The organism is Geomobilimonas luticola, from assembly GCF_018476905.1.
Lineage (GTDB): Bacteria > Desulfobacterota > Desulfuromonadia > Geobacterales > Geobacteraceae > Geomobilimonas > Geomobilimonas luticola.
Genome location: NZ_JAHCVK010000001.1, coordinates 349,643 through 366,865 on the forward strand (window position 1 = coordinate 349,643; position 17,223 = coordinate 366,865).

The 17,223-nt window shown below is 61.2% G+C and carries 17 protein-coding genes; 6 read left to right on the forward strand and 11 right to left on the reverse strand.

Annotated features, from left to right (window positions below; genetic code table 11):
• Positions 1 to 5: 5 nt before the first annotated feature.
• On the reverse strand, positions 6 to 902 hold the full coding sequence (locus KI810_RS01665) for a DnaJ C-terminal domain-containing protein (protein WP_214173749.1): 897 nt from the start codon (positions 900 to 902) through the stop codon (positions 6 to 8).
• A 156-nt stretch (positions 903 to 1,058) separates the two neighbouring features.
• On the opposite strand from KI810_RS01665, the gene hemG reads away from it, so the two are divergent.
• Positions 1,059 to 2,474 (forward strand): protoporphyrinogen oxidase, encoded by a 1,416-nt coding sequence (gene hemG / locus KI810_RS01670; RefSeq protein WP_214173750.1) that lies wholly within the window; start codon positions 1,059 to 1,061, stop codon positions 2,472 to 2,474.
• A gap of 266 nt (positions 2,475 to 2,740) precedes the next feature.
• On the opposite strand, the gene def is transcribed toward hemG, so the two are convergent.
• The 7 genes from def to KI810_RS01705 all read right to left on the reverse strand — a co-directional run bounded on the left by def (position 2,741) and on the right by KI810_RS01705 (position 9,370).
• On the reverse strand, positions 2,741 to 3,247 hold the full coding sequence (def, locus tag KI810_RS01675) for a peptide deformylase (protein ID WP_214173751.1): 507 nt from the start codon (positions 3,245 to 3,247) through the stop codon (positions 2,741 to 2,743).
• Positions 3,248 to 3,251: 4 nt separating this feature from the next.
• Entirely contained in the window at positions 3,252 to 3,818 is a 567-nt protein-coding gene (locus KI810_RS01680) for a glycine cleavage system transcriptional repressor (protein ID WP_214173752.1), read from the reverse strand.
• 171 nt (positions 3,819 to 3,989) lie between these two features.
• On the reverse strand, positions 3,990 to 6,269 hold the full coding sequence (locus KI810_RS01685; protein WP_214174685.1) for a DNA translocase FtsK: 2,280 nt from the start codon (positions 6,267 to 6,269) through the stop codon (positions 3,990 to 3,992).
• 76 nt (positions 6,270 to 6,345) lie between these two features.
• Positions 6,346 to 8,022, reverse strand: coding sequence for a ribonuclease J (locus tag KI810_RS01690; protein WP_214174686.1), 1,677 nt, complete (start codon positions 8,020 to 8,022; stop codon positions 6,346 to 6,348).
• Between the two features lie 42 nt (positions 8,023 to 8,064).
• The gene (locus KI810_RS01695; protein ID WP_214173753.1) at positions 8,065 to 8,478 is read right to left on the reverse strand and encodes a tetratricopeptide repeat protein; all 414 of its coding nucleotides are present in this window, start codon (positions 8,476 to 8,478) and stop codon (positions 8,065 to 8,067) included.
• A gap of 6 nt (positions 8,479 to 8,484) precedes the next feature.
• On the reverse strand, positions 8,485 to 8,667 hold the full coding sequence (locus KI810_RS01700; RefSeq protein ID WP_214173754.1) for a hypothetical protein: 183 nt from the start codon (positions 8,665 to 8,667) through the stop codon (positions 8,485 to 8,487).
• A gap of 1 nt (position 8,668) precedes the next feature.
• Complete coding sequence (locus tag KI810_RS01705; protein ID WP_214173755.1) at positions 8,669 to 9,370, reverse strand: lysophospholipid acyltransferase family protein; 702 nt, start codon at positions 9,368 to 9,370, stop codon at positions 8,669 to 8,671.
• 207 nt (positions 9,371 to 9,577) lie between these two features.
• On the opposite strand from KI810_RS01705, the gene KI810_RS01710 reads away from it, so the two are divergent.
• Positions 9,578 to 10,018 carry a single-stranded DNA-binding protein gene (locus KI810_RS01710; protein WP_214173756.1) on the forward strand — a complete coding sequence of 147 codons (441 nt, stop codon included), beginning with the start codon at positions 9,578 to 9,580 and terminating at the stop codon, positions 10,016 to 10,018.
• Positions 10,019 to 10,110: 92 nt separating this feature from the next.
• Here KI810_RS01710 and KI810_RS01715 read toward each other — a convergent pair whose 3' ends face one another.
• The gene (locus KI810_RS01715; RefSeq protein WP_214173757.1) at positions 10,111 to 11,352 is read right to left on the reverse strand and encodes a GGDEF domain-containing protein; all 1,242 of its coding nucleotides are present in this window, start codon (positions 11,350 to 11,352) and stop codon (positions 10,111 to 10,113) included.
• A gap of 204 nt (positions 11,353 to 11,556) precedes the next feature.
• Between KI810_RS01715 and KI810_RS17395 the strand changes: the two genes are divergently transcribed.
• Together KI810_RS17395 and KI810_RS01720 are read left to right on the forward strand one after the other, a co-directional pair.
• On the forward strand, positions 11,557 to 11,808 hold the full coding sequence (locus KI810_RS17395) for a GSU3128 family (seleno)protein (protein WP_281412527.1): 252 nt from the start codon (positions 11,557 to 11,559) through the stop codon (positions 11,806 to 11,808).
• A 61-nt stretch (positions 11,809 to 11,869) separates the two neighbouring features.
• Positions 11,870 to 13,231, forward strand: a complete 1,362-nt coding sequence (locus KI810_RS01720; RefSeq protein ID WP_214173758.1) for an MATE family efflux transporter — start codon at positions 11,870 to 11,872, stop codon at positions 13,229 to 13,231.
• A gap of 57 nt (positions 13,232 to 13,288) precedes the next feature.
• On the opposite strand, the gene KI810_RS01725 is transcribed toward KI810_RS01720, so the two are convergent.
• Complete coding sequence (locus tag KI810_RS01725; protein WP_214173759.1) at positions 13,289 to 14,011, reverse strand: glycine zipper family protein; 723 nt, start codon at positions 14,009 to 14,011, stop codon at positions 13,289 to 13,291.
• Positions 14,012 to 14,244: 233 nt separating this feature from the next.
• Here KI810_RS01725 and KI810_RS01730 point away from each other — a divergent pair, with 233 nt between their 5' ends.
• The gene (locus KI810_RS01730; protein WP_214173760.1) at positions 14,245 to 16,170 is read left to right on the forward strand and encodes a PAS domain S-box protein; all 1,926 of its coding nucleotides are present in this window, start codon (positions 14,245 to 14,247) and stop codon (positions 16,168 to 16,170) included.
• A 70-nt stretch (positions 16,171 to 16,240) separates the two neighbouring features.
• Here the strand turns inward: KI810_RS01730 and KI810_RS01735 are convergent, their stop codons facing one another.
• A complete protein-coding gene (locus KI810_RS01735) occupies positions 16,241 to 16,762 on the reverse strand; it encodes a helix-turn-helix transcriptional regulator (RefSeq protein ID WP_214173761.1) in 522 nt (173 codons plus the stop codon).
• A gap of 146 nt (positions 16,763 to 16,908) precedes the next feature.
• On the opposite strand from KI810_RS01735, the gene KI810_RS01740 reads away from it, so the two are divergent.
• Positions 16,909 to 17,199, forward strand: coding sequence for a PilZ domain-containing protein (locus KI810_RS01740; protein WP_214173762.1), 291 nt, complete (start codon positions 16,909 to 16,911; stop codon positions 17,197 to 17,199).
• Positions 17,200 to 17,223 lie beyond the last annotated feature (24 nt).

Below are 17,223 nucleotides of genomic sequence, written 5' to 3' on the forward strand. Positions count from 1 at the left end.
GCCCCTCACAACCCTTTACCCGCCAGCTGCTCCAGCAGTTCCCGCTGGGTACCGGTGAGCTGTTCCGGCACCTGGACGCTGACCCGTACGAACAGGTCCCCCCGTTCCCCCTTCCCCATCCGGGGAAACCCCAATCCTTTCAGGCGAATCTTGGTCCCCGGCTGAATACCTGCCGGCACCTTTATCCGCTTGGTCCCCTCCAGGGTTGGCACCTCAAGTGACGTCCCCAGGGCCGCCTCCGAAAAGCGGAGCAGACGCTCCACCACGATATCATCCCCCACCCGGTGAAAATGGGGATCGCTGCCGACTTTGATGTCAAGATAGAGGTCACCGGCCGGCCCGCCGCCGCTGCCGGGCCCGCCTTTACCCTGGACCCGCAACCTCGCCCCCGTGTCGACTCCGGCCGGGACTTTAACGGACAGCTCTTCGCGCTCCCCACCCCGGGCGAAGGCAACCCGCTTCTCGCAGCCGCTGAAGGCATCCCGGAAAGAGACCGCCAGCTCCATGCTGTAGTCCTCCCCCTTGCTCCGACGCCCTCCACCGAAGCCGTACCCACCCCGCTGCTGGAACCCTCCGCCGAAAATGCGGGAAAAGATGTCGTCGGTGCTGAACCCCGCATCCTTGAAGATGTCCCCCACATCGAAGCCCCGGAAGATATCCTCCTGGGAATACCGCTGGTGGAATCCGGCAGAACCGAACTGGTCGTACTGCTCCTTCTTCTTGGGATCGGACAGAACCGCGTAGGCCTCGTTGATCTCCTTGAACCGCTCCTCCGCCTCCTTGTTGCCGGGATTCTTGTCCGGGTGGTACTTCACCGCCAGCTTCCGGTAGGCCTTCTTTATATCCTCGGCCGAAGCCCCTTTTTTCACCCCAAGGACCTCGTAATACTCTTTTTGAGCCATCGTTCCTTCCTTTCCTGTCACGTGCGTGCTTTGAATGTAATCCCTGCATGGGCGGATGTCAACCGAACGCGCCCGTTTCACCTTGACAGGTAAAAACCGTGGAGATACTCTGTCACTCGGTCACCATAACCAACTTGCGGCCAAAAGGAGCATGACGTGAAAAAAGCTATCATCGTCGGGGGGGGAATTTCCGGGCTTGCGGCTGCCTACCTGCTTCGGGAGCAGGCCCGGGAAGCCGGACTCGAGATTGACGTTACCCTCCTGGAGAAAGAGCAGCGGACCGGCGGAAAGATATGGAGCATCAAGGCCGACGGTTATCTCTGCGAATGGGGACCCAACGGCTTCCTCGACAGCAAGCCCCAGACCCTCGACCTCTGCCGTCAACTGGGGGCGGATAAGTACCTGCTCCGGAGCAACGATAACGCCCGCAAGCGCTTCATCTATTCGGGAGGCGTCCTCCACCGTCTCCCCGAGAACGGACCGTCGTTCCTGAAAAGCGAGCTGATCTCCTGGCCTGGCAAGCTCCGGCTCGCCCTGGAGCCGACCCCCTTCGTCGCCGGTCCGCCGGCAGGGGTGGACGAAACCCTGGCGGCCTTCGGCCGTCGCCGGCTCGGGAAAGAGGCGCTCAACAAGCTGATTGCTCCCATGGTATCGGGAATCTTCGCCGGTGACCCGGAAACCATGTCGCTGGCCTCCTGCTTCCCCCGCATTGCCGAACTGGAGCGGGAGTACGGCGGCCTGGTCAAGGCGATGATCCGGCTGGCCAGAAAGAAAAAACGGGAGCAGAAGGAAGGAAAGGTGGTGGCGAGCGCAGCCGGTCCTGGCGGGGTCCTCACCTCCTTCCGGGACGGCATCCAGAGCCTGACCGATATCCTCACCGCGGAAATCGGTCCGGACAACATCCTGACCGGCAGTGGTGCCGTGCGGATCGGCACCGGCTCAAGCGTTCCCTATCGGGTGACAACCGACAGCGGCGAACAGGAAGCGGACCTGGTGGTGCTTGCTACCCCCGCCTACGCCACGGCAGAGCTCGTAACGGAGATGGCCCCCGACATGGCGGCGGTGCTCCGGCAGATACCCTATGCCACCATGACCGTCGTCTGTTTCGGCTACGAACGGGAGCGGATCGAGCGCGACCTCGACGGATTCGGCTACCTGATCCCCAAGCAGGAAGGGATGAACACCCTCGGCACCCTCTGGGATTCCAGCATCTTCGAAAACAGGGCGCCGGCCGGCAAGGTGCTGCTCAGGAGCATGATGGGGGGTGCCTGTTTCCCCGAGTATATCAATCTCCCGGACGACGAAGTGATCCGGCGGGTCAGGGCCGACCTGCAGGCCATCATGGGGATCACGGAAGCCCCCTCCTTCTCCCGGATATTCCGCCATCCCCAGGCGATCCCCCAGTACACCGTCGGCCACGGCAAGCGGCTGGAAGCCCTGGCGGATAAGGGAGCAGCACACCCCGGGCTCTTCCTCACCGGCAACTCCTACCGGGGGATCGGCCTCAACGACTGCGTAGCCGCCGCCCACCGGACGGCCGCCGAGGCGGTCGCCTATCTCAAGACCCGCTGACACGACAAAGGGGAGCGGCCAACAGGCCGTTCCCCTTTCTTTGTAAGGCCCCTTTTATGAGCGCGAGGGGAGTCTCGGGAGTGGAGGGATGAGACTGAGCGGCAGCGGACACCCGCCGAAAAGTACCATCAGCAGGGAAACGAAAATCCACATCACATGCCTGTCAGAAACGACGCCGGTCAAGGTCCGCAGCGAAGGCTCGACCGCAACGGACGAGATTCCCCTCGCGCTCTCCGGTTATTCCAGCTCTCCGCAGCACTTCCCCGTCACTTGTAGTTCTTCCTCCGGAACAGCCCCGTCTTCAGCGACACGATCCGGTCGAGAAAGAGGACACCATCCAGGTGGTCCATCTCGTGCTGGATCGCCACCGCCTCGAAGCCGCTCGCCTCGATCTCACCAGGGTGGCCGGCGCCATCGAGGAAGCGGACCGTTATCTCGGTGGCCCTTTCCACCTCCCCCGTATAGTCGGGAACGCTCATGCACCCTTCCCGCATCACCGCTGTCCCTTGCCGGGCGACGATCTCGGGATTGATCATGACGAGCTGGCCGTGGTTGTTCTCCTTCCCCAGGCGACTGGCAGAGACATCCACCACGCAGACCCGGAGCGAAACGCCGATCTGGGGAGCGGCAACCCCGACCGACCCGGGCCCCTCCCGCATGGTGTCGAGCAGGTCCGCGACCAGGGACGCGATCTCGTCGTCGATGGCCGGCACCGGCCGGCACATCTTCTTCAGTACGGGGTGGGGATAGATGAGAATCTTCTGGGCAGGCATCGTATCAGAAAGAGACAGGGGTTATGGTGCGTACCCCTATCTCCACGTTCAGCTCCTTTTTCAGATTGTCCAGAAGGCGCTCGGCGTCCTCCACGGTCATGCCGTCCGGCAGGATCGCCTCCAGCATCAGGACATAGACCGGCTCCTCCACGGTCCCGATCAGACGCGTATTCAGGTCGGTGATATTCACCCGGCGGTCCGCCAGGGCACGGGTGACCCGGTAGACGATCCCCGGCTGGTCCGAGCCGTAGACCGAGATGAGGCAGAGCTCCCCTTCCTCCTTCACCGGGCAGATCTCGTCATCATGGAGGGTGCGGACGTGGATGTGCAGGCCGGTCCGCTCCTGGAGCAGCCTGAACTCATCGACCAGCCGGGCCTTGGTGAAGGGCTTTTCGTGGGAGACGATGAGGATCATGGCGAAATCCCCCCCCAGCATGGTGCAGCTGGAGTCCTCGATATTGCAGCCGAGGCGGAACAGGACTTCGGTGGTGTCGGCCACGATGCCGGGGCGGTCCTTGCTGATGATGGTAACGGCAAAATGGGCCAGGTTGTCTTTGCGGCATTCGCTCATGGGGCCTCCCGTAGGTGAACAGGCTAACAGCGAATTCAACGCTGAAAGACGCAGATTTCTATGGATATAAAATCTTGTTACTTGAGCCTTCTTTCAAAAGCTCTGCCTATATTACGTGTTCTGCGTTAATCCGATTTGCTCTGCGTCCGTCTGCGTTGAATAAGTGAAAGACTACAGCTTGTTGATGAACACTTCCCGCGGCTTGCTCGTCCCGTCGCTCGGGCCGACGATCCCTTCCTGCTCCATCTTCTCGATGATGCGTGCCGCCCGGTTGTAGCCGATCCGGAGTCGCCGCTGGATCATGGAAATGGATGCCTGACGGGTCTCTGCCACCAGGGCCACCGCATCGTCGTACCGCTCGTCAAGCTCCTCTTCGGCATCGCCTCCCCCCTCGCTCCCCGCCTTCATCTCCAGGATCGACTTGTCGTAGACCGGCTTCCCTTGCTTTTTCAGGAACTCCACCACCCGCTGCACCTCGGCGTCGGAGACGAAGGCGCCGTGGGAGCGCATGAGCTTGGCGGTGCCGGGAGGGAGGAAGAGCATGTCCCCCGCCCCCAGGAGTGCTTCCGCGCCGTTGCAGTCGAGGATGGTCCGGGAATCGGTCTTGCTGGAGACCTGGAAGGAGATGCGGGCCGGGAAGTTCGCCTTGATGAGGCCGGTAATGACATCCACCGACGGCCGCTGGGTGGCAAGAATCAGGTGGATGCCGGCGGCACGGGCCATCTGGGCAAGCCGGGCGATGGATTCCTCCAGCTCCCGCCCCGCCACCATCATCAGGTCGGCCAGTTCGTCCACGATCACCACGATGTAGGGGAGATGGCCATGCTCCAGTTCCTCGTCCCGGTCGAGGAACGCCTGGATGGCCGCCTCATCGCTGTCGGCACCCTCCTCCACCTCGTCGACCACCACCGTTTCCCTGGCTTTGTTGTCCGCCAGTTCCTTCTCCTCCCGCTCCAGTGCCTTGTTGTAGGAGTCGATGTTGCGCACGCTCTTGTCGGCCATGAGCCGGTAACGACGCCCCATCTCTTCAACCGCCCAGCGCAGGGCCAGGGCCGCCTTCTTCGGGTTGGTGACCACGGGGAGGAGCAGGTGGGGGATTCCCTCATAGATCGAGAGTTCCAGCATCTTGGGATCGACCATGATGATCCGCACGTCCCGGGGGGTGGCGGTGTAGAGGAGGGAGAGGATCATGGTGTTGATGGAGACCGATTTGCCGGAGCCGGTGGCGCCCGCCACCAACAGATGGGGCATGCGGGCCAGGTCGGTCACCAGCGGCGCACCGGCCACATCCTTGCCGAGGGCCATGGGAAGTTTGAGCTTGCCGCGATGGAATTCCTCGCTGGCAAATATCTCCTTCAGAAAGACCATTTCCCGGTCCCGATTGGGAAGCTCGATCCCCACCACCCCCTTGCCGGGGATGGGGGCGATGATCCGGATGGAAAGGGCCTGGAGCGCCATGGAAAGGTCGTCGGCCAGTCCGGCGATACGGCTCACCTTAACCCCCGGACCGGGGGCGAATTCGTACATGGTGACGACCGGACCGGGACAGATCTCCACCACCTCGCCGTCCACGCCGAAGTCCTTGAGCTTCTTCTCCAGGAGCCGAGCGTTCATGGTGAGGGCTTCCCTGTCGACCCGCTTTTCTGTCGCCGGCGGCGTATCCAGGAGCGACAGGGGAGGAGTCTGGTAGGCGCCGTCGCTCTTGACGAATTCGAAGGCCTCCTGGACCGGCTTCACTTTCTCCTCGTCCTTCTTCTTCTCCTTTTTCAGGAGCGGCGGAGGCGCCGGCACATGCACGGGGAGCGGCTTTATCACCGGAGCACCCGCCTCGGCCGGTTTCGGCTCTTTCTCCATCAGCTCCCGGTTGAGCGCCCTTCGCTCCCAGAAGCGTGCCCACCTGGCTCCCAGCGCCCCGAGCCACCAATCGGCGAACAGGACAAAGGAGAAGCGGGAGAGGATCATGATCGACGCGGCCAGCATGGGGAGCAGCAGCAGCAGCGCCCCCGGCGCGCCGAGGAAGCTCTTGAGGAGCGAAACGGTCTGGTATCCCACGGCCCCCCCGGTAGGGACCCGCTGCCCGAAGAGGGTGGTAAATTCCAGGTTGAACGCGAAGAGAGACGAAAGGGAGACAAGGAGCCCTGCGTAGGCGAACCACTTGTAGCCACGCCACTTCACCTCCTTGAAGCGGAGAAAGAGGTAGGCGAGGAAGAGGAGCGCGCCGGGGACCAGGTAGCCGGCCAGTCCGGTGGTCTGGAGGAGCAGGTCGGCCATCTCCGCCCCGAGCCGGCCGCCGAAGTTGCGGACTCGGGCCTCGGAGGAGAAGCTGTTGAAGGAAAGGTCGTCGGTCCGGTAGGAAAGGAGGGAGATGAGCACGAACAGCCCCGCCGCACCAAGCGCCATCCCCTGAATCTCTTTCTTCAGTTTGTCCTTTTTGTCGGCTTTTTCGTCCATTCCCATCGTGTCGCTTTCGTAGGGGCGATCCTCGTGATCGCCCATTGCAGGGTCAGGGCAAACACAAGATTCGCCCCTACATCTCCAGTATCAAAGGGAGTATCACCGGTCGCCGCTCGATGGTCTTGTTGAAAAAGCGCCGGAGCACCCGCCGCACCTCCTGGCGCACCTCGCCCCAGTCGGCCATGACCTCCACGTTGTGGAGGGCAAGGGTGTCCTCCACCACCTTCCGCGCCTCGTCCAGGTACTCCTGGCTCTCGTCCTCGAACACGAAGCCGCGGGAGACGATGTCCGGCCCGTAGATGATGTCGCCACTCCCCTGGTTGATGCCGATGATGACCACCACCATGCCGTCCTGGGAGAGGTGGCGCCGATCCTTGAGCACCACGTCCCCCACGTCGCCGATCCCTTTCCCATCCACGAAGACGCGCCCCGTCTCCACCCGGTCGGTGATGGCGCCCTTTCCGTCGGCAAAGGTGACGACGTCGCCGTTCACCGCGAGGATGCACCGTTCCCGGGGAACCCCCACCTTCTGGGCCAGCTGTGAGTGCTTCACCAGGTGGCGGTACTCGCCGTGCACCGGGATGAAGTAGCGGGGACGGACGATGTTCTGCATCAGCTTCAGCTCTTCCTGGCTGGCATGGCCGGAGACATGTACCTCCGAGACCTTCTCGTGGTAGACCTCGGCACCGCGCCGGTAAAGGTGGTTGATCAGATCGGAGATGGTCTTCTCGTTACCCGGGATAAAGCGGGAAGAGAGAATCACCGTGTCCCCCTCCTCCAGCTTGATCTGCTTGTGGTCGTCCATGGCAATCCGGGTAAGGGCGCTCATGGGCTCCCCCTGGGAGCCGGTGGTGATCATGCAGACCTGTTCCTTGGGGAGGCGGGGGAGGTCCTTCAGGTCCATGAGAAGATCGTCGGGAACGCTCAGGTACCCGAGTTCCCGGGCTATCTGGACATTGGCAATCATGGAACGGCCGTTCAGGAGCACCTTGCGTCCCGATCGTGCGGCCGAAACCATCACCTGCCTGACCCGGTGGATATTGCTGGAAAAAGCCGCCACGATAATCCGCCCCGAACATTTGGGGAAAATATCGTCGAAGGCCTCTCCCACCAGGGCCTCCGACAGGGTATAGCCTTCCCGTTCCACGTTGGTGGAATCGGCCATGAGCGCCAGTACCCCCTCCTCGCCGTAGCGGGCCAGGGTCACCAGGTCGGTCAGCTCCCCGTCCACCGGTGTCTGGTCGAGCTTGAAGTCGCCGGTGTGGATCACCACCCCTTCGGGAGTGCGGATCGCCAGGGCGCAGCCATCCACGATGGAGTGGGCTACCCGGATGAACTCGATCTCGAAGAGGCCGACGTCGACCCGTTGCCGGGGCTTCACCACCCGCAGGTCCACACGCTCATCGAGATCGAACTCCTTGAGCTTTTCCTTGACGAAGCCGAGGGTCAGGGCGGTACCGTAGATAGGGGGGTTCAGTTCCTGGAGAACGAAGGGAAGCGCACCGATGTGGTCCTCGTGGCCGTGGGTGAGGAATATCCCCCGCACCCGGTCGGCCCGCTCCCGCAGGTAGGCGATGTCGGGGATAACCAGGTCGATGCCGAGCATGTGGGGCTCGGGAAACATGAGCCCGCAGTCGACCACGATGATGTCGTCGCCGTACTCGAACACCGCCATGTTGAGCCCGATCTCCCCCAACCCGCCGAGGGGGATGATGCGCAGGCCAGGGTTGTCACTGTAGGTCATTTCCATGAGAGCCTTGAACAAAATGTGTTCTGTATCCTTGGAGGGATGTCAGGACTTCTGCGCCCCCGCCTCCCCCTGCAGTTTCACCAGCTGGGCGATTTTTGCGTCACACCGGGCAATCCACCACGTCCCCGGCCTGGTCAGTCCCCAGGTCGAATAAAACGAGCTGCGCAGGGCACGGTAGGCGACCAGGGCAAGTTGTCGGTCCCCATTTTCCTCCCGCTCCTCGGCGATCCCCCAGAGTTTTTCGGCGGTGCGCTCCACCAGGGGACTGCCGGGGGTGTACATGTGGATTGCTGCCTCGTATCCGGCTATGGCGGCAACGAAATCACCCTTCGCCAGGGCAGCCTCACCCCGGTTGAACTGGCTCCACTGCCGATACCAGGAGTTCCCCCAGATGAGAATTATGGCGATGATCGCCGTGACGACAACGTTCACGGCAATGGTTTTGGCCTTGTCCATACGCTCCTACCCCTGGAAGAATCCGGGAACGGTTACGAGGAGTGCTCCGAGCAGGGCACTGCAGAGCCCTGCCAGCACCACCAGCGCCGCTACGATATCGAAAGGTCTCTTAAGCCGGTGGGCAGCGGGGAAACCCCACCCCATGGCAATCAGCCCCACGACAATAAGTGCACTATGCAGCATCAACATGTCAATTCTCCAGGCCGGCGGCAATGGCCGTCCTGACCCGCTCCAGCAGCTCTTCGCGCCCCTTGCCGCTCCCGTCGGTCACCGGAATGGGCGCCCCGAAGCGGACGGAGATGGTGCCGGGGTAGAGCTCGATCCGTTTTGACGGGTTAACCTCCCGGCTGCCGTTGATGGTCACCGGCACCACGGGAACCCCGGCCTTGCCGGCCAGAAGAAATCCCCCCTTCTTGAAGGGAAGGAGATTGCCGTCCGGGGTCCGCGTCCCCTCGGGAAAAATCACGACGCTTTGTCCCGCCCGGATCAGGGTGGCAGCCCGCTCCATGCTTTTCAGGGCCTGTCGCCCATCGCTCCGGTCCAGGGGGACGTAACCTGCCCGCCGCATGGAGTGGCCAAAGATCGGAATGGAGAACAGCTCCTCTTTGGCTATCCAGGAGAAGCGGTAGGGAATGGCCCTGAACAGGGCATGGATATCGAAATTACCCTGGTGGTTACTCATGTAGATGACCGGCTGGTCGCCTGGAACCAGCTCCTGGCCGATTACCGTCAGCCGTACGCCCGCCATCCGGAGGCTTATGAGGCTCCAAAGCCGGGCATGGCCATGGTACAACCGTCCGGTGGGATCGAACAGAGTGGCGATGATCGCGCTGAACGCAAAGGCGAACGTCAGCGGGACAAAGATCAGCAGAAACAGGTATGCTCTCAGCATAGGGGCTACTCCGGCGCTTAACCTGTCAAACTTACTTTTTTTCCCCGCCGGAGTCAAACCAAATATGCACCAGACGCGGCGTCACCCCCCCTTCCCCTTCGTATTTGTTGTGGCGGGCGCACATCAAATAGCTCTTGCCAGCCGACAGCTAATTATATAGACTGCCTCATTCGAAGCATATTCAATCACGGTGGCAAGGAGCAGCGTATGGCGAGCCTCAATAAGGTGATGTTGATTGGAAACCTGGGGAAGGACCCGGAAGTCCGCTACACGGCATCCGGCACTGCGGTTGCGAGCTTCTCCGTGGCAACCAGCGAAAAGTTCAAGAGCAAGTCCGGGGAGTGGGAAGAAAAGACCGAATGGCACAACGTCACCCTCTGGGCACGGCTGGCAGAGATCGCCGGCGAATACCTCTCCAAGGGGAAGACCGTTTACATCGAGGGGCGTCTCCAGACCCGGAAATGGCAGGATCGGGATGGCAAGGACCGCTACACCACCGAAATCGTCGGGGAAAAGATGCAGATGCTCTCCGGCAAGGGGGAAGGCGGCGGCCGACAGGGGGGCGGCCGGCCCGATTCCCAGGAGCACAACAGCGCCCCGAGTTACGACGAGCCGGCGTTCAACCCGGATGACGATATTCCCTTTTAGCAACTACCGTTGAACTATCTCTTACCCAAGCACAGAAAAGGCAACCGCTTCCGGTTGCCTTTTTTTCGTACGACCTCTTTCATTCTCCCCTGTTACTCCGCCGCCAGTTCCACCCGGTTCTTCCCGCCATGTTTGGCCCGGTAGAGGGCATCGTCCGCCGCCTTGACAAGGTCGTCCGGAGTGGTCCCGTGCTGGGGGAAGGCCGCCACGCCGATGCTGACCGTAGCCGTGCGGCCGTCGATGTCAAGCCGCTCAACGTCTCGCCTGATCCGCTCCGCGAAAGCCATGGCATTGATGCTGGATGAGCGCTCCCCCTCCGTTCCTCCCTGGAGCGGAGTCTCCGGCAGGATGATGGCAAATTCCTCGCCGCCGTAGCGGCATGGGACATCCACGTCATAAGGGGGTTCGGTTTCACTCCTCCGGATGTTGTCCCTGAACACTTGGGCAACCCCTTTCAGGAGCCGGTCCCCTTCCAGGTGGCCATAGGTATCGTTGAACTTCTTGAAGTTGTCAAGGTCGAGGAGGATCACGGAAAAAACGTGGTCGTAGCGGAGCGAACGCTGGATCTCGCTGTTGAGGGTCTTGAAGAAGTAGGCCCGGTTGTAGAGCCTGGTCATCTGGTCTTTTATCACCATCAGCTTCAGATCGTTCTCCCGCTTCCGGATAATCGCCATGAGATAGGCCGAGATGATCGCCACGGTGCCGTTCATGAGGGAGACCCAGAACCAGAGGAGCATCACGTAGACAAAATTGTGCTGCAGGGCGGGATCGATGAGCGGCATCCTGAGGGGGGGAATGACACTGTAGAATTCGGCCGTCAGGAGCGCCCCGTAGGTAAGGCCGCCGACGGCACCGATGAACCAGGCATCTCCGCGCCGTTCCAGGAGAAACGACGCCTCCAGGGTGAGGATGAGATAGACAGTCCAGAACCAGCTGAGGGCGCCGCCGCTGTAGTGGATAAGGATGGTGACGAACAGGATGTCCAGAAGGATCTGGAGGTGGTTGATGAAGACGAAATGGCTCAACTCCCGGAAATAACGGTGGTAAAACAGGTTGTACGCAACCACTGCCGCCATCGCCCCCCCCAGCACCAGTATCTGGGAAAGTTGCAGGTCGGTGACGTTGCCGCTGAAATACATGAACCCGCCGGCATACATGCCGTAACATGTCAGCAGGATCAGGAGCATCCACCGCGTTTTGACCACCAGCTGCATCCGCACCTGGGTCTCCGCCAGCATCTCCAGTTCCTGGGTAGTCGGGTCCCCCCGGTAGACGCCAAAGCGCTTAATGAGGGACTTGAACCACTCCATGCCTTCGATTCGTTCTGCTGTCATGACTGCTCTCCACGTTGCGAAACTCTTCCCTTGACGGTAAATGGGTTTTATTTATGCAATAAATATGCTAGGTTAGATAGTACAGGGCAATAACGGCAATCAACACCCATGATTCTTTCCATGAAACGGCGAAATTCCCCTTCCGCACCGGGGTTGACAACGGCACCGTTTGGTGACATAGCATTATCCAACAGGAGGTGAAACATGCGCATCCGGAAAAAGATCCTCGATTTCGAGTATGAGGAAGTGCTCGATGCCAGGACCCGCGAACTGATCCGGGTAGGCTGCGCCGTCGCCGTCGGGTGCCCCACCTGACTGAAGAAACACTTCGCGGCCGCGAAGGAAGCCGGTGCAACAGAAGCTGAACTGAAGGAAGCCCTGGCCTACGGCATGATCGCCCCCTCCGGACGGGCGAAGAACTTCGTGTTGAGCCTCTCGGACGACCTCGAACTGTAATTCCCTCACATTCAGGGCACGCGCCGTCGTGCCCTTCCCCGACACCGTCAGAAACAGGAACATGTCCAGACGCAGCCTCATTTCCAACCTGGCCGGCGACAATTCCGGCAGAAGGGTTTCCATTCGCCGCAGGGTATTCAACCTCTCCCTGCCGGTCCTCCTGTCGTCCCTCTTCCAGCGGCTCGTCTCCATCGTCGACATCTTCCTGGTGGGGGGTCTGGGGGCTGCGGCCATTGCCGCCACCGGCCTCGGCCAGCTCCTCATCTTCGTGGTCATGACCGTTTTCTGGGGGCTGGCGACCGGCACCACCGTAGTCATTGCCCATCTCTGGGGAGGAGGTCACCACCAGGCGGCCCGCCGTGCCGCCTTTTCCGCCTGCCTCGCCTGCCTCGCCATGACCGTCATCGCCTCACTCCTCGGCTGCCTGCTGGGGGACGATCTGGCCCGCTTCCTCGGGGCCCGGGACGACGTCCTCCACCTCGCCACGGGGTACATCCGGCTGGTCTTCCTCTACCTCGTCTTCACCACCGGCCTCAACGTCCTGTCGGCCATCATGCACGGCATCGGCAACACCCGCACCCCCATGGAAGGGATAATACTGGTCAACATTCTCCACGTGGTGCTCGCCTATCCCCTCATCTACGGCAAGTTCGGCCTTCCGGCCCTCGGCGTCACCGGTGCCGCCTATGCCATCAATGCCTCGGAGTTCTTCGGCTGCCTCTACCTGCTGGTGCAGGCACTCCGCAAGAGATACATCAAAATCGGCCCCCTGGACCGGGAGCAGTTCCGCCGCATCTGGCAGGTCGGCTACCCGGTCGCCCTGGAGCGGGTGGCCCAGCAGTCGGGCCAGCTCTTCTACTCCAAGTTCATCATCAGCTACGGCACGGCCGCCTACGCCGCCCACCAGATCGGCCTCTCCATCGAGTCCCTGTCGTTCATGCCGGGGGCGGGGATGGGCATCGCCGCCGCCACCCTCATGGGGCAGGCCCTCGGCGCCCGCAAGATCAGGCGCGCCCGCCTGAGCCACCGGGAGGCGCTTCGCCTGGCCGTCCTCGTCATGGCGGCAATGGCGCTTGTTTTCCTCTTTCTTCCCCACCATCTCATCGGCTTCTTCACCAACGACCCGGAGGTGATCGACAAGGGGTGCATCTTCCTCCGGCTGGTCGCCTTCGCCCAGGTCCCCCTCGCCCTCTCCTTCGTCTACGCCGGCAGCCTGCGGGGGACCGGCGACACCCACTACGTCTTTCTCGTCACTCTGACCGCCATGTGGGGAATCCGCGTGTTTCTCTCCTACGTAGCCGCCGAACTCCTTCACCTCCCCCTTGCCGCCGTCTGGGGGGTATTCCTCCTGGACTGGTTCTTCCGCGCCGGCGCCTTCGCATGGCGCTACCGCCGCCGGGATCTGCATCAGGTCGTTTTCTGACGAAAAAAAGGGGGCCATTGGCGGCCCCCTTTGTGTTCAACCCGGCGCTTACTGCAATTATTTCAGCTTGAACGTGACCAAATAGGTATCGCCGCTCTCCTTCTCCCGTACCTGCATCCGCAGTTCCTTGGCGGACCGGGCCTCTCCGGGGAAGAAAATGAAGCCGTTGGCCAGATAGGCATGGGGAATGACCTTCCCTTCCAGCCCTTTCTCCCGGATGTCGTCGGCGATCCGGTATTCCCGCTCCCGGTCCGATCCCCCCTGGGCCCCGCCGATTACCGCGCCCCCCGCAGCACCGAGGGCGGCCCCCTTCCCGATGGCCGATCCCACGTTCCTGCCGGAAACAATGCCGATTGCCGCCCCCAGGATGGTGCCGGCAATCGCACCGACCACGGCGGTTTTACCTGCCCCTGCCGCCATGGCCCCCGACGCGGTGTACTGCTCCACGCGTTCCACCGCAGCCCGGTTCGCCATCACATTCCAGTAACGGTTGTCGTCATCGACGAGGAAGGTCTGCCCCGAAACGATCTCCATGGTCTGGCCGCTCTTGTTGTCGATAACCAGCTGGACCGGGAGGAGCCCCGCTCCCCGGATATCGAAACCGAAGGCGTCCGTGGCCTGGGCCTGGTCTGCGTAGGCTTCCGCAGCCATGGGCGCCCCGGCCACCACCTGGAAGTTGGGATAGGCTTCGGGCGGCTTGAAGGACACATACTGGGTCTTGTACGTGGCACAGCTGGAAACCAGCGTCAGACAGAGCATCATGGATACGAGACGTTTCATGGGTCTACCCCCTGTGTAAGTAGCTGATGCTGAAAGAGTACCATAGGAGTGGCGGTCCCGGCAAGGGGAAGCGCTCTGCACCGCACAGGGAGTCGGTGTGGAGGCGGGCGCAACCGCTGTCTTGATGGATAGTACCCAACAAAACAGTCGCTTTTCCCCATATTTTGGCTATAATACTATTTCTTTCATGTTTCTGCCTTAAGAATGGCATGCCCGTTGCCGGGAGAGGACGTATGGGCACGAAAACCGGAAAACACCGCGGAGCGGGAACGGAAGTCAGTGCAAACGACCTGAAACAAGCGGAAATCGCCCTCCGCATCCGGGACGCCGCCATCGCTGCGTCCATCAACGCCGTTGCCTTTTCCGACACCAACGGGACGCTCACCTACGTCAATCCCTCGTTTCTCAAGATGTGGGGGTATGCCGAAGAGGGAGACGTTCTCGGCCGCTCCGCCGCCTCCTTCTGGCATACGCCGGAAAAGATCCGGGAAGTGAAGGACGCCCTGCGCCACGATGGCTGCTGGAGCGGGGAAATGGTGGCCGTTCGCAGCGACGGCACACTGTTCAACGTGGAACTTTCGGCAGCCATCATAGCGGACGACGATGGTTCTCCCCTCTGCATGATGGCTTCGTTCGTCGAGGTTACCGAGCGCCATAAGGCAGAAGCAGCCATTGCCGAGAGGGAACGGAGATATCGCACCCTGGTGGAAGCGATGGCCGAAGGGGTGGCCATCCATGAACTCGTACTCGACGACGCCGGCAACGCCGTGGACTACCGGATAATCGACATCAACCCCGCCTACGAGAATCACACCGGTCTGACGCGGGAGCAGGCGCTGGGGAAACTGTCAACCGAACTCTACGGAACGCCCAAAGCCCCCTATCTTGATATCTTCGCCCCCATCGCTCTCAATGGCGGCTACCGCGACTTCGAAACCTATTTCCCCCCCATGGACAAGCACTTCCGCATCTCCGTCTTCTCCCCTGCCCCCGGGCAGTTCGCAACCATATTCATCGACATCTCCCAGAACAAACGGCATGAGGAAGAGCTCCGGCGGAGCGAGGAAAAATTCCGCCAGCTCCTGGAGCACTCCCCCATCGCCATTGCGATCAGCAACTACAAAGGGGAACTGGAGCTTCTGAACGACCGGTTCGTCGAGGTTTTCGGTTATACCCTCGCCGACATACCGGACCTGGCAACCTGGTTTCGGCGGGCCTACCCCGACGAATTCTACCGCCGGGAGGTGGTGGAAGCATGGAACGCCGACGTGGAAAGGCCGCGCCAGAACGAGAAGCCTATCGGGCGCCGTGAATACCGGGTAACCTGCAAAGACGGCAGGGAATGTATCACCGAATTCATCACGGCCATCATCGACGGAAAGAATCTGGTGATTCTGAACGACGTCACCGAACGGAAAAAGACCCTGCAACAGATCGAATACCTCAACACCGCCCTAGCGGCCCGCGCTGCTGAACTGGAAAGTTCCAACCGGGAGCTTGACGCCTTCAGCCACACGATTTCCCACGACCTGCGTACCCCCTTGACCAACATCTGCGGCTACACCCAGCTCATGCAGGAAATGTACGGGGACCGGCTCGACGGACAGGCCCGCGACTTCCTCAAGGAGATCCATGGCGCCACCGAGCGGATGGACAGCATGATCGACTCCCTCCTCAAGTTCTCCGCCGTGTCGCGCCAGCCTTTGACAAAGGTGCGGGTCGACCTCAATGCGGTCGCCGCCAATGTCATAACCGAACTGCAGCTGACGGCCCCCCAGCGGCGGGTGCAGTTCATCACCTCACGACGCGCCTACGTCCAGGGCGACCCCACCCTGCTCCGTATCGTCATGGCAAACCTGCTCGGCAACGCCTGGAAATACACCGCCAAACGGGAATCGACCATCATACGCTTCGACGTCACCGAACGCGACGGCAAGAAGGTCTATTCCATCCGGGACAACGGGGTCGGATTCGACAAGAAGCTCGCCGAGCAGATTTTCACCCCGTTCCACCGGCTTCACAAGGAGGAAGATTTCCAGGGGACCGGCATCGGCCTCGCCACCGCCCAGCGGATCATCCATCGCCACGGCGGAGAGATATGGGCGGAGGCGGAAGTGGACAAGGGGGCAACGTTCTTCTTTACCCTGGGGGAAGACTGAATAGGAAAGGGACGACCTCCCTTGGCAAGCCGTCCCCTCACATCAACCCCTGACACACCTCCTCCTGCTTTCACTGCAGGACGGCCATGATCTCGCTCCTCGTTCCGACCCCCATCTTCTTCATGATGTTCTTCACGTGGTCCTTGACCGTGTGCTCGCTTATGAAGAGACGCTCCCCGATATCCCTGTTCATGAACCCCTGACAGATCAGCTGCAACACCTGCTGCTCCCTTTGCGACAGGCCGAACTGCCTTCCCGCCCGCTCCAGATCCACTCCATGCTTTTCCACAACCCTTTCCACCAGCACCATTACATGGGTCGGTTTCTCGCTTCTCCCCGCCGCTCCAAGATAGGATGCCCGCAGGGAACAGACGGAACCGTCGCCGGTCTCCATAACCCGCAACGGAGAAATATTTCGCCGGCTTGCAGGTTCGGCAGGATGCTCTTTCAGAAACGCCAGCAGCCTGCGGATTCCCTCCCAGACGGAAAGCCGTTCGATCGGTTCGCCGGCCAGACCGGGAACCAACTCCAGTGCCTCACCGTTGGCGAAGAGCAGTCGCTCGTCAAGGTCGAAGATCAATACCCCCGGCATCGAACGCTTGCTTATGATTTCAAGGAATCCTTCCATGTTCTGAATTTATAGCCATAAAATAAAAAAAATCAAACAAAATCCCTCTTTCGGGGGATTGATTTGTTTTAATAAATTTCTATTATTGCGAGCATACGATGGAGCGAACCATGGAGACACCCGACAACAAGAGACACAACAGCCGCACCCCCTTTCATCAGCCGGTTGGCCTGGAGATATGGGAGCAGGGGGCCGAGCACGTCCACGACACGGGGCGGGCGATCGATCTGAGTGCCGACGGGGGCGGCCTGGCCACGAAGTACCCCTTGAAACGGGGGGATGTGGTGAAACTGCTGGTTCCGGTAGGCGTAACGAATGTGCGCCTACCCGTGTACGCTTCGGTTGTCTGGTCAAAGGTCACCGATGACGGTTTCAGGGCAGGGGTGACGTTTTTGGCATAAATTGGTGGGTACGGGTTAACGGTT

Bases quoted from the DNA above. Each gene is read 5' to 3' on its own strand.
- KI810_RS01665 (WP_214173749.1), bottom strand. From the start codon at position 902: ATGGCTCAAAAAGAGTATTACGAGGTCCTTGGGGTGAAAAAAGGGGCT.
- def (WP_214173751.1), bottom strand. From the start codon at position 3,247: ATGCCTGCCCAGAAGATTCTCATCTATCCCCACCCCGTACTGAAGAAG.
- KI810_RS01680 (WP_214173752.1), bottom strand. From the start codon at position 3,818: ATGAGCGAATGCCGCAAAGACAACCTGGCCCATTTTGCCGTTACCATC.
- KI810_RS01685 (WP_214174685.1), bottom strand. From the start codon at position 6,269: ATGGACGAAAAAGCCGACAAAAAGGACAAACTGAAGAAAGAGATTCAG.
- KI810_RS01690 (WP_214174686.1), bottom strand. From the start codon at position 8,022: ATGGAAATGACCTACAGTGACAACCCTGGCCTGCGCATCATCCCCCTC.
- KI810_RS01695 (WP_214173753.1), bottom strand. From the start codon at position 8,478: ATGGACAAGGCCAAAACCATTGCCGTGAACGTTGTCGTCACGGCGATC.
- KI810_RS01700 (WP_214173754.1), bottom strand. From the start codon at position 8,667: ATGTTGATGCTGCATAGTGCACTTATTGTCGTGGGGCTGATTGCCATG.
- KI810_RS01705 (WP_214173755.1), bottom strand. From the start codon at position 9,370: ATGCTGAGAGCATACCTGTTTCTGCTGATCTTTGTCCCGCTGACGTTC.
- KI810_RS01710 (WP_214173756.1), top strand. From the start codon at position 9,578: ATGGCGAGCCTCAATAAGGTGATGTTGATTGGAAACCTGGGGAAGGAC.
- KI810_RS01715 (WP_214173757.1), bottom strand. From the start codon at position 11,352: ATGACAGCAGAACGAATCGAAGGCATGGAGTGGTTCAAGTCCCTCATT.
- KI810_RS01720 (WP_214173758.1), top strand. From the start codon at position 11,870: ATGTCCAGACGCAGCCTCATTTCCAACCTGGCCGGCGACAATTCCGGC.
- KI810_RS01725 (WP_214173759.1), bottom strand. From the start codon at position 14,011: ATGAAACGTCTCGTATCCATGATGCTCTGTCTGACGCTGGTTTCCAGC.
- KI810_RS01730 (WP_214173760.1), top strand. From the start codon at position 14,245: ATGGGCACGAAAACCGGAAAACACCGCGGAGCGGGAACGGAAGTCAGT.
- KI810_RS01735 (WP_214173761.1), bottom strand. From the start codon at position 16,762: ATGCCGGGGGTATTGATCTTCGACCTTGACGAGCGACTGCTCTTCGCC.
- KI810_RS01740 (WP_214173762.1), top strand. From the start codon at position 16,909: ATGGAGACACCCGACAACAAGAGACACAACAGCCGCACCCCCTTTCAT.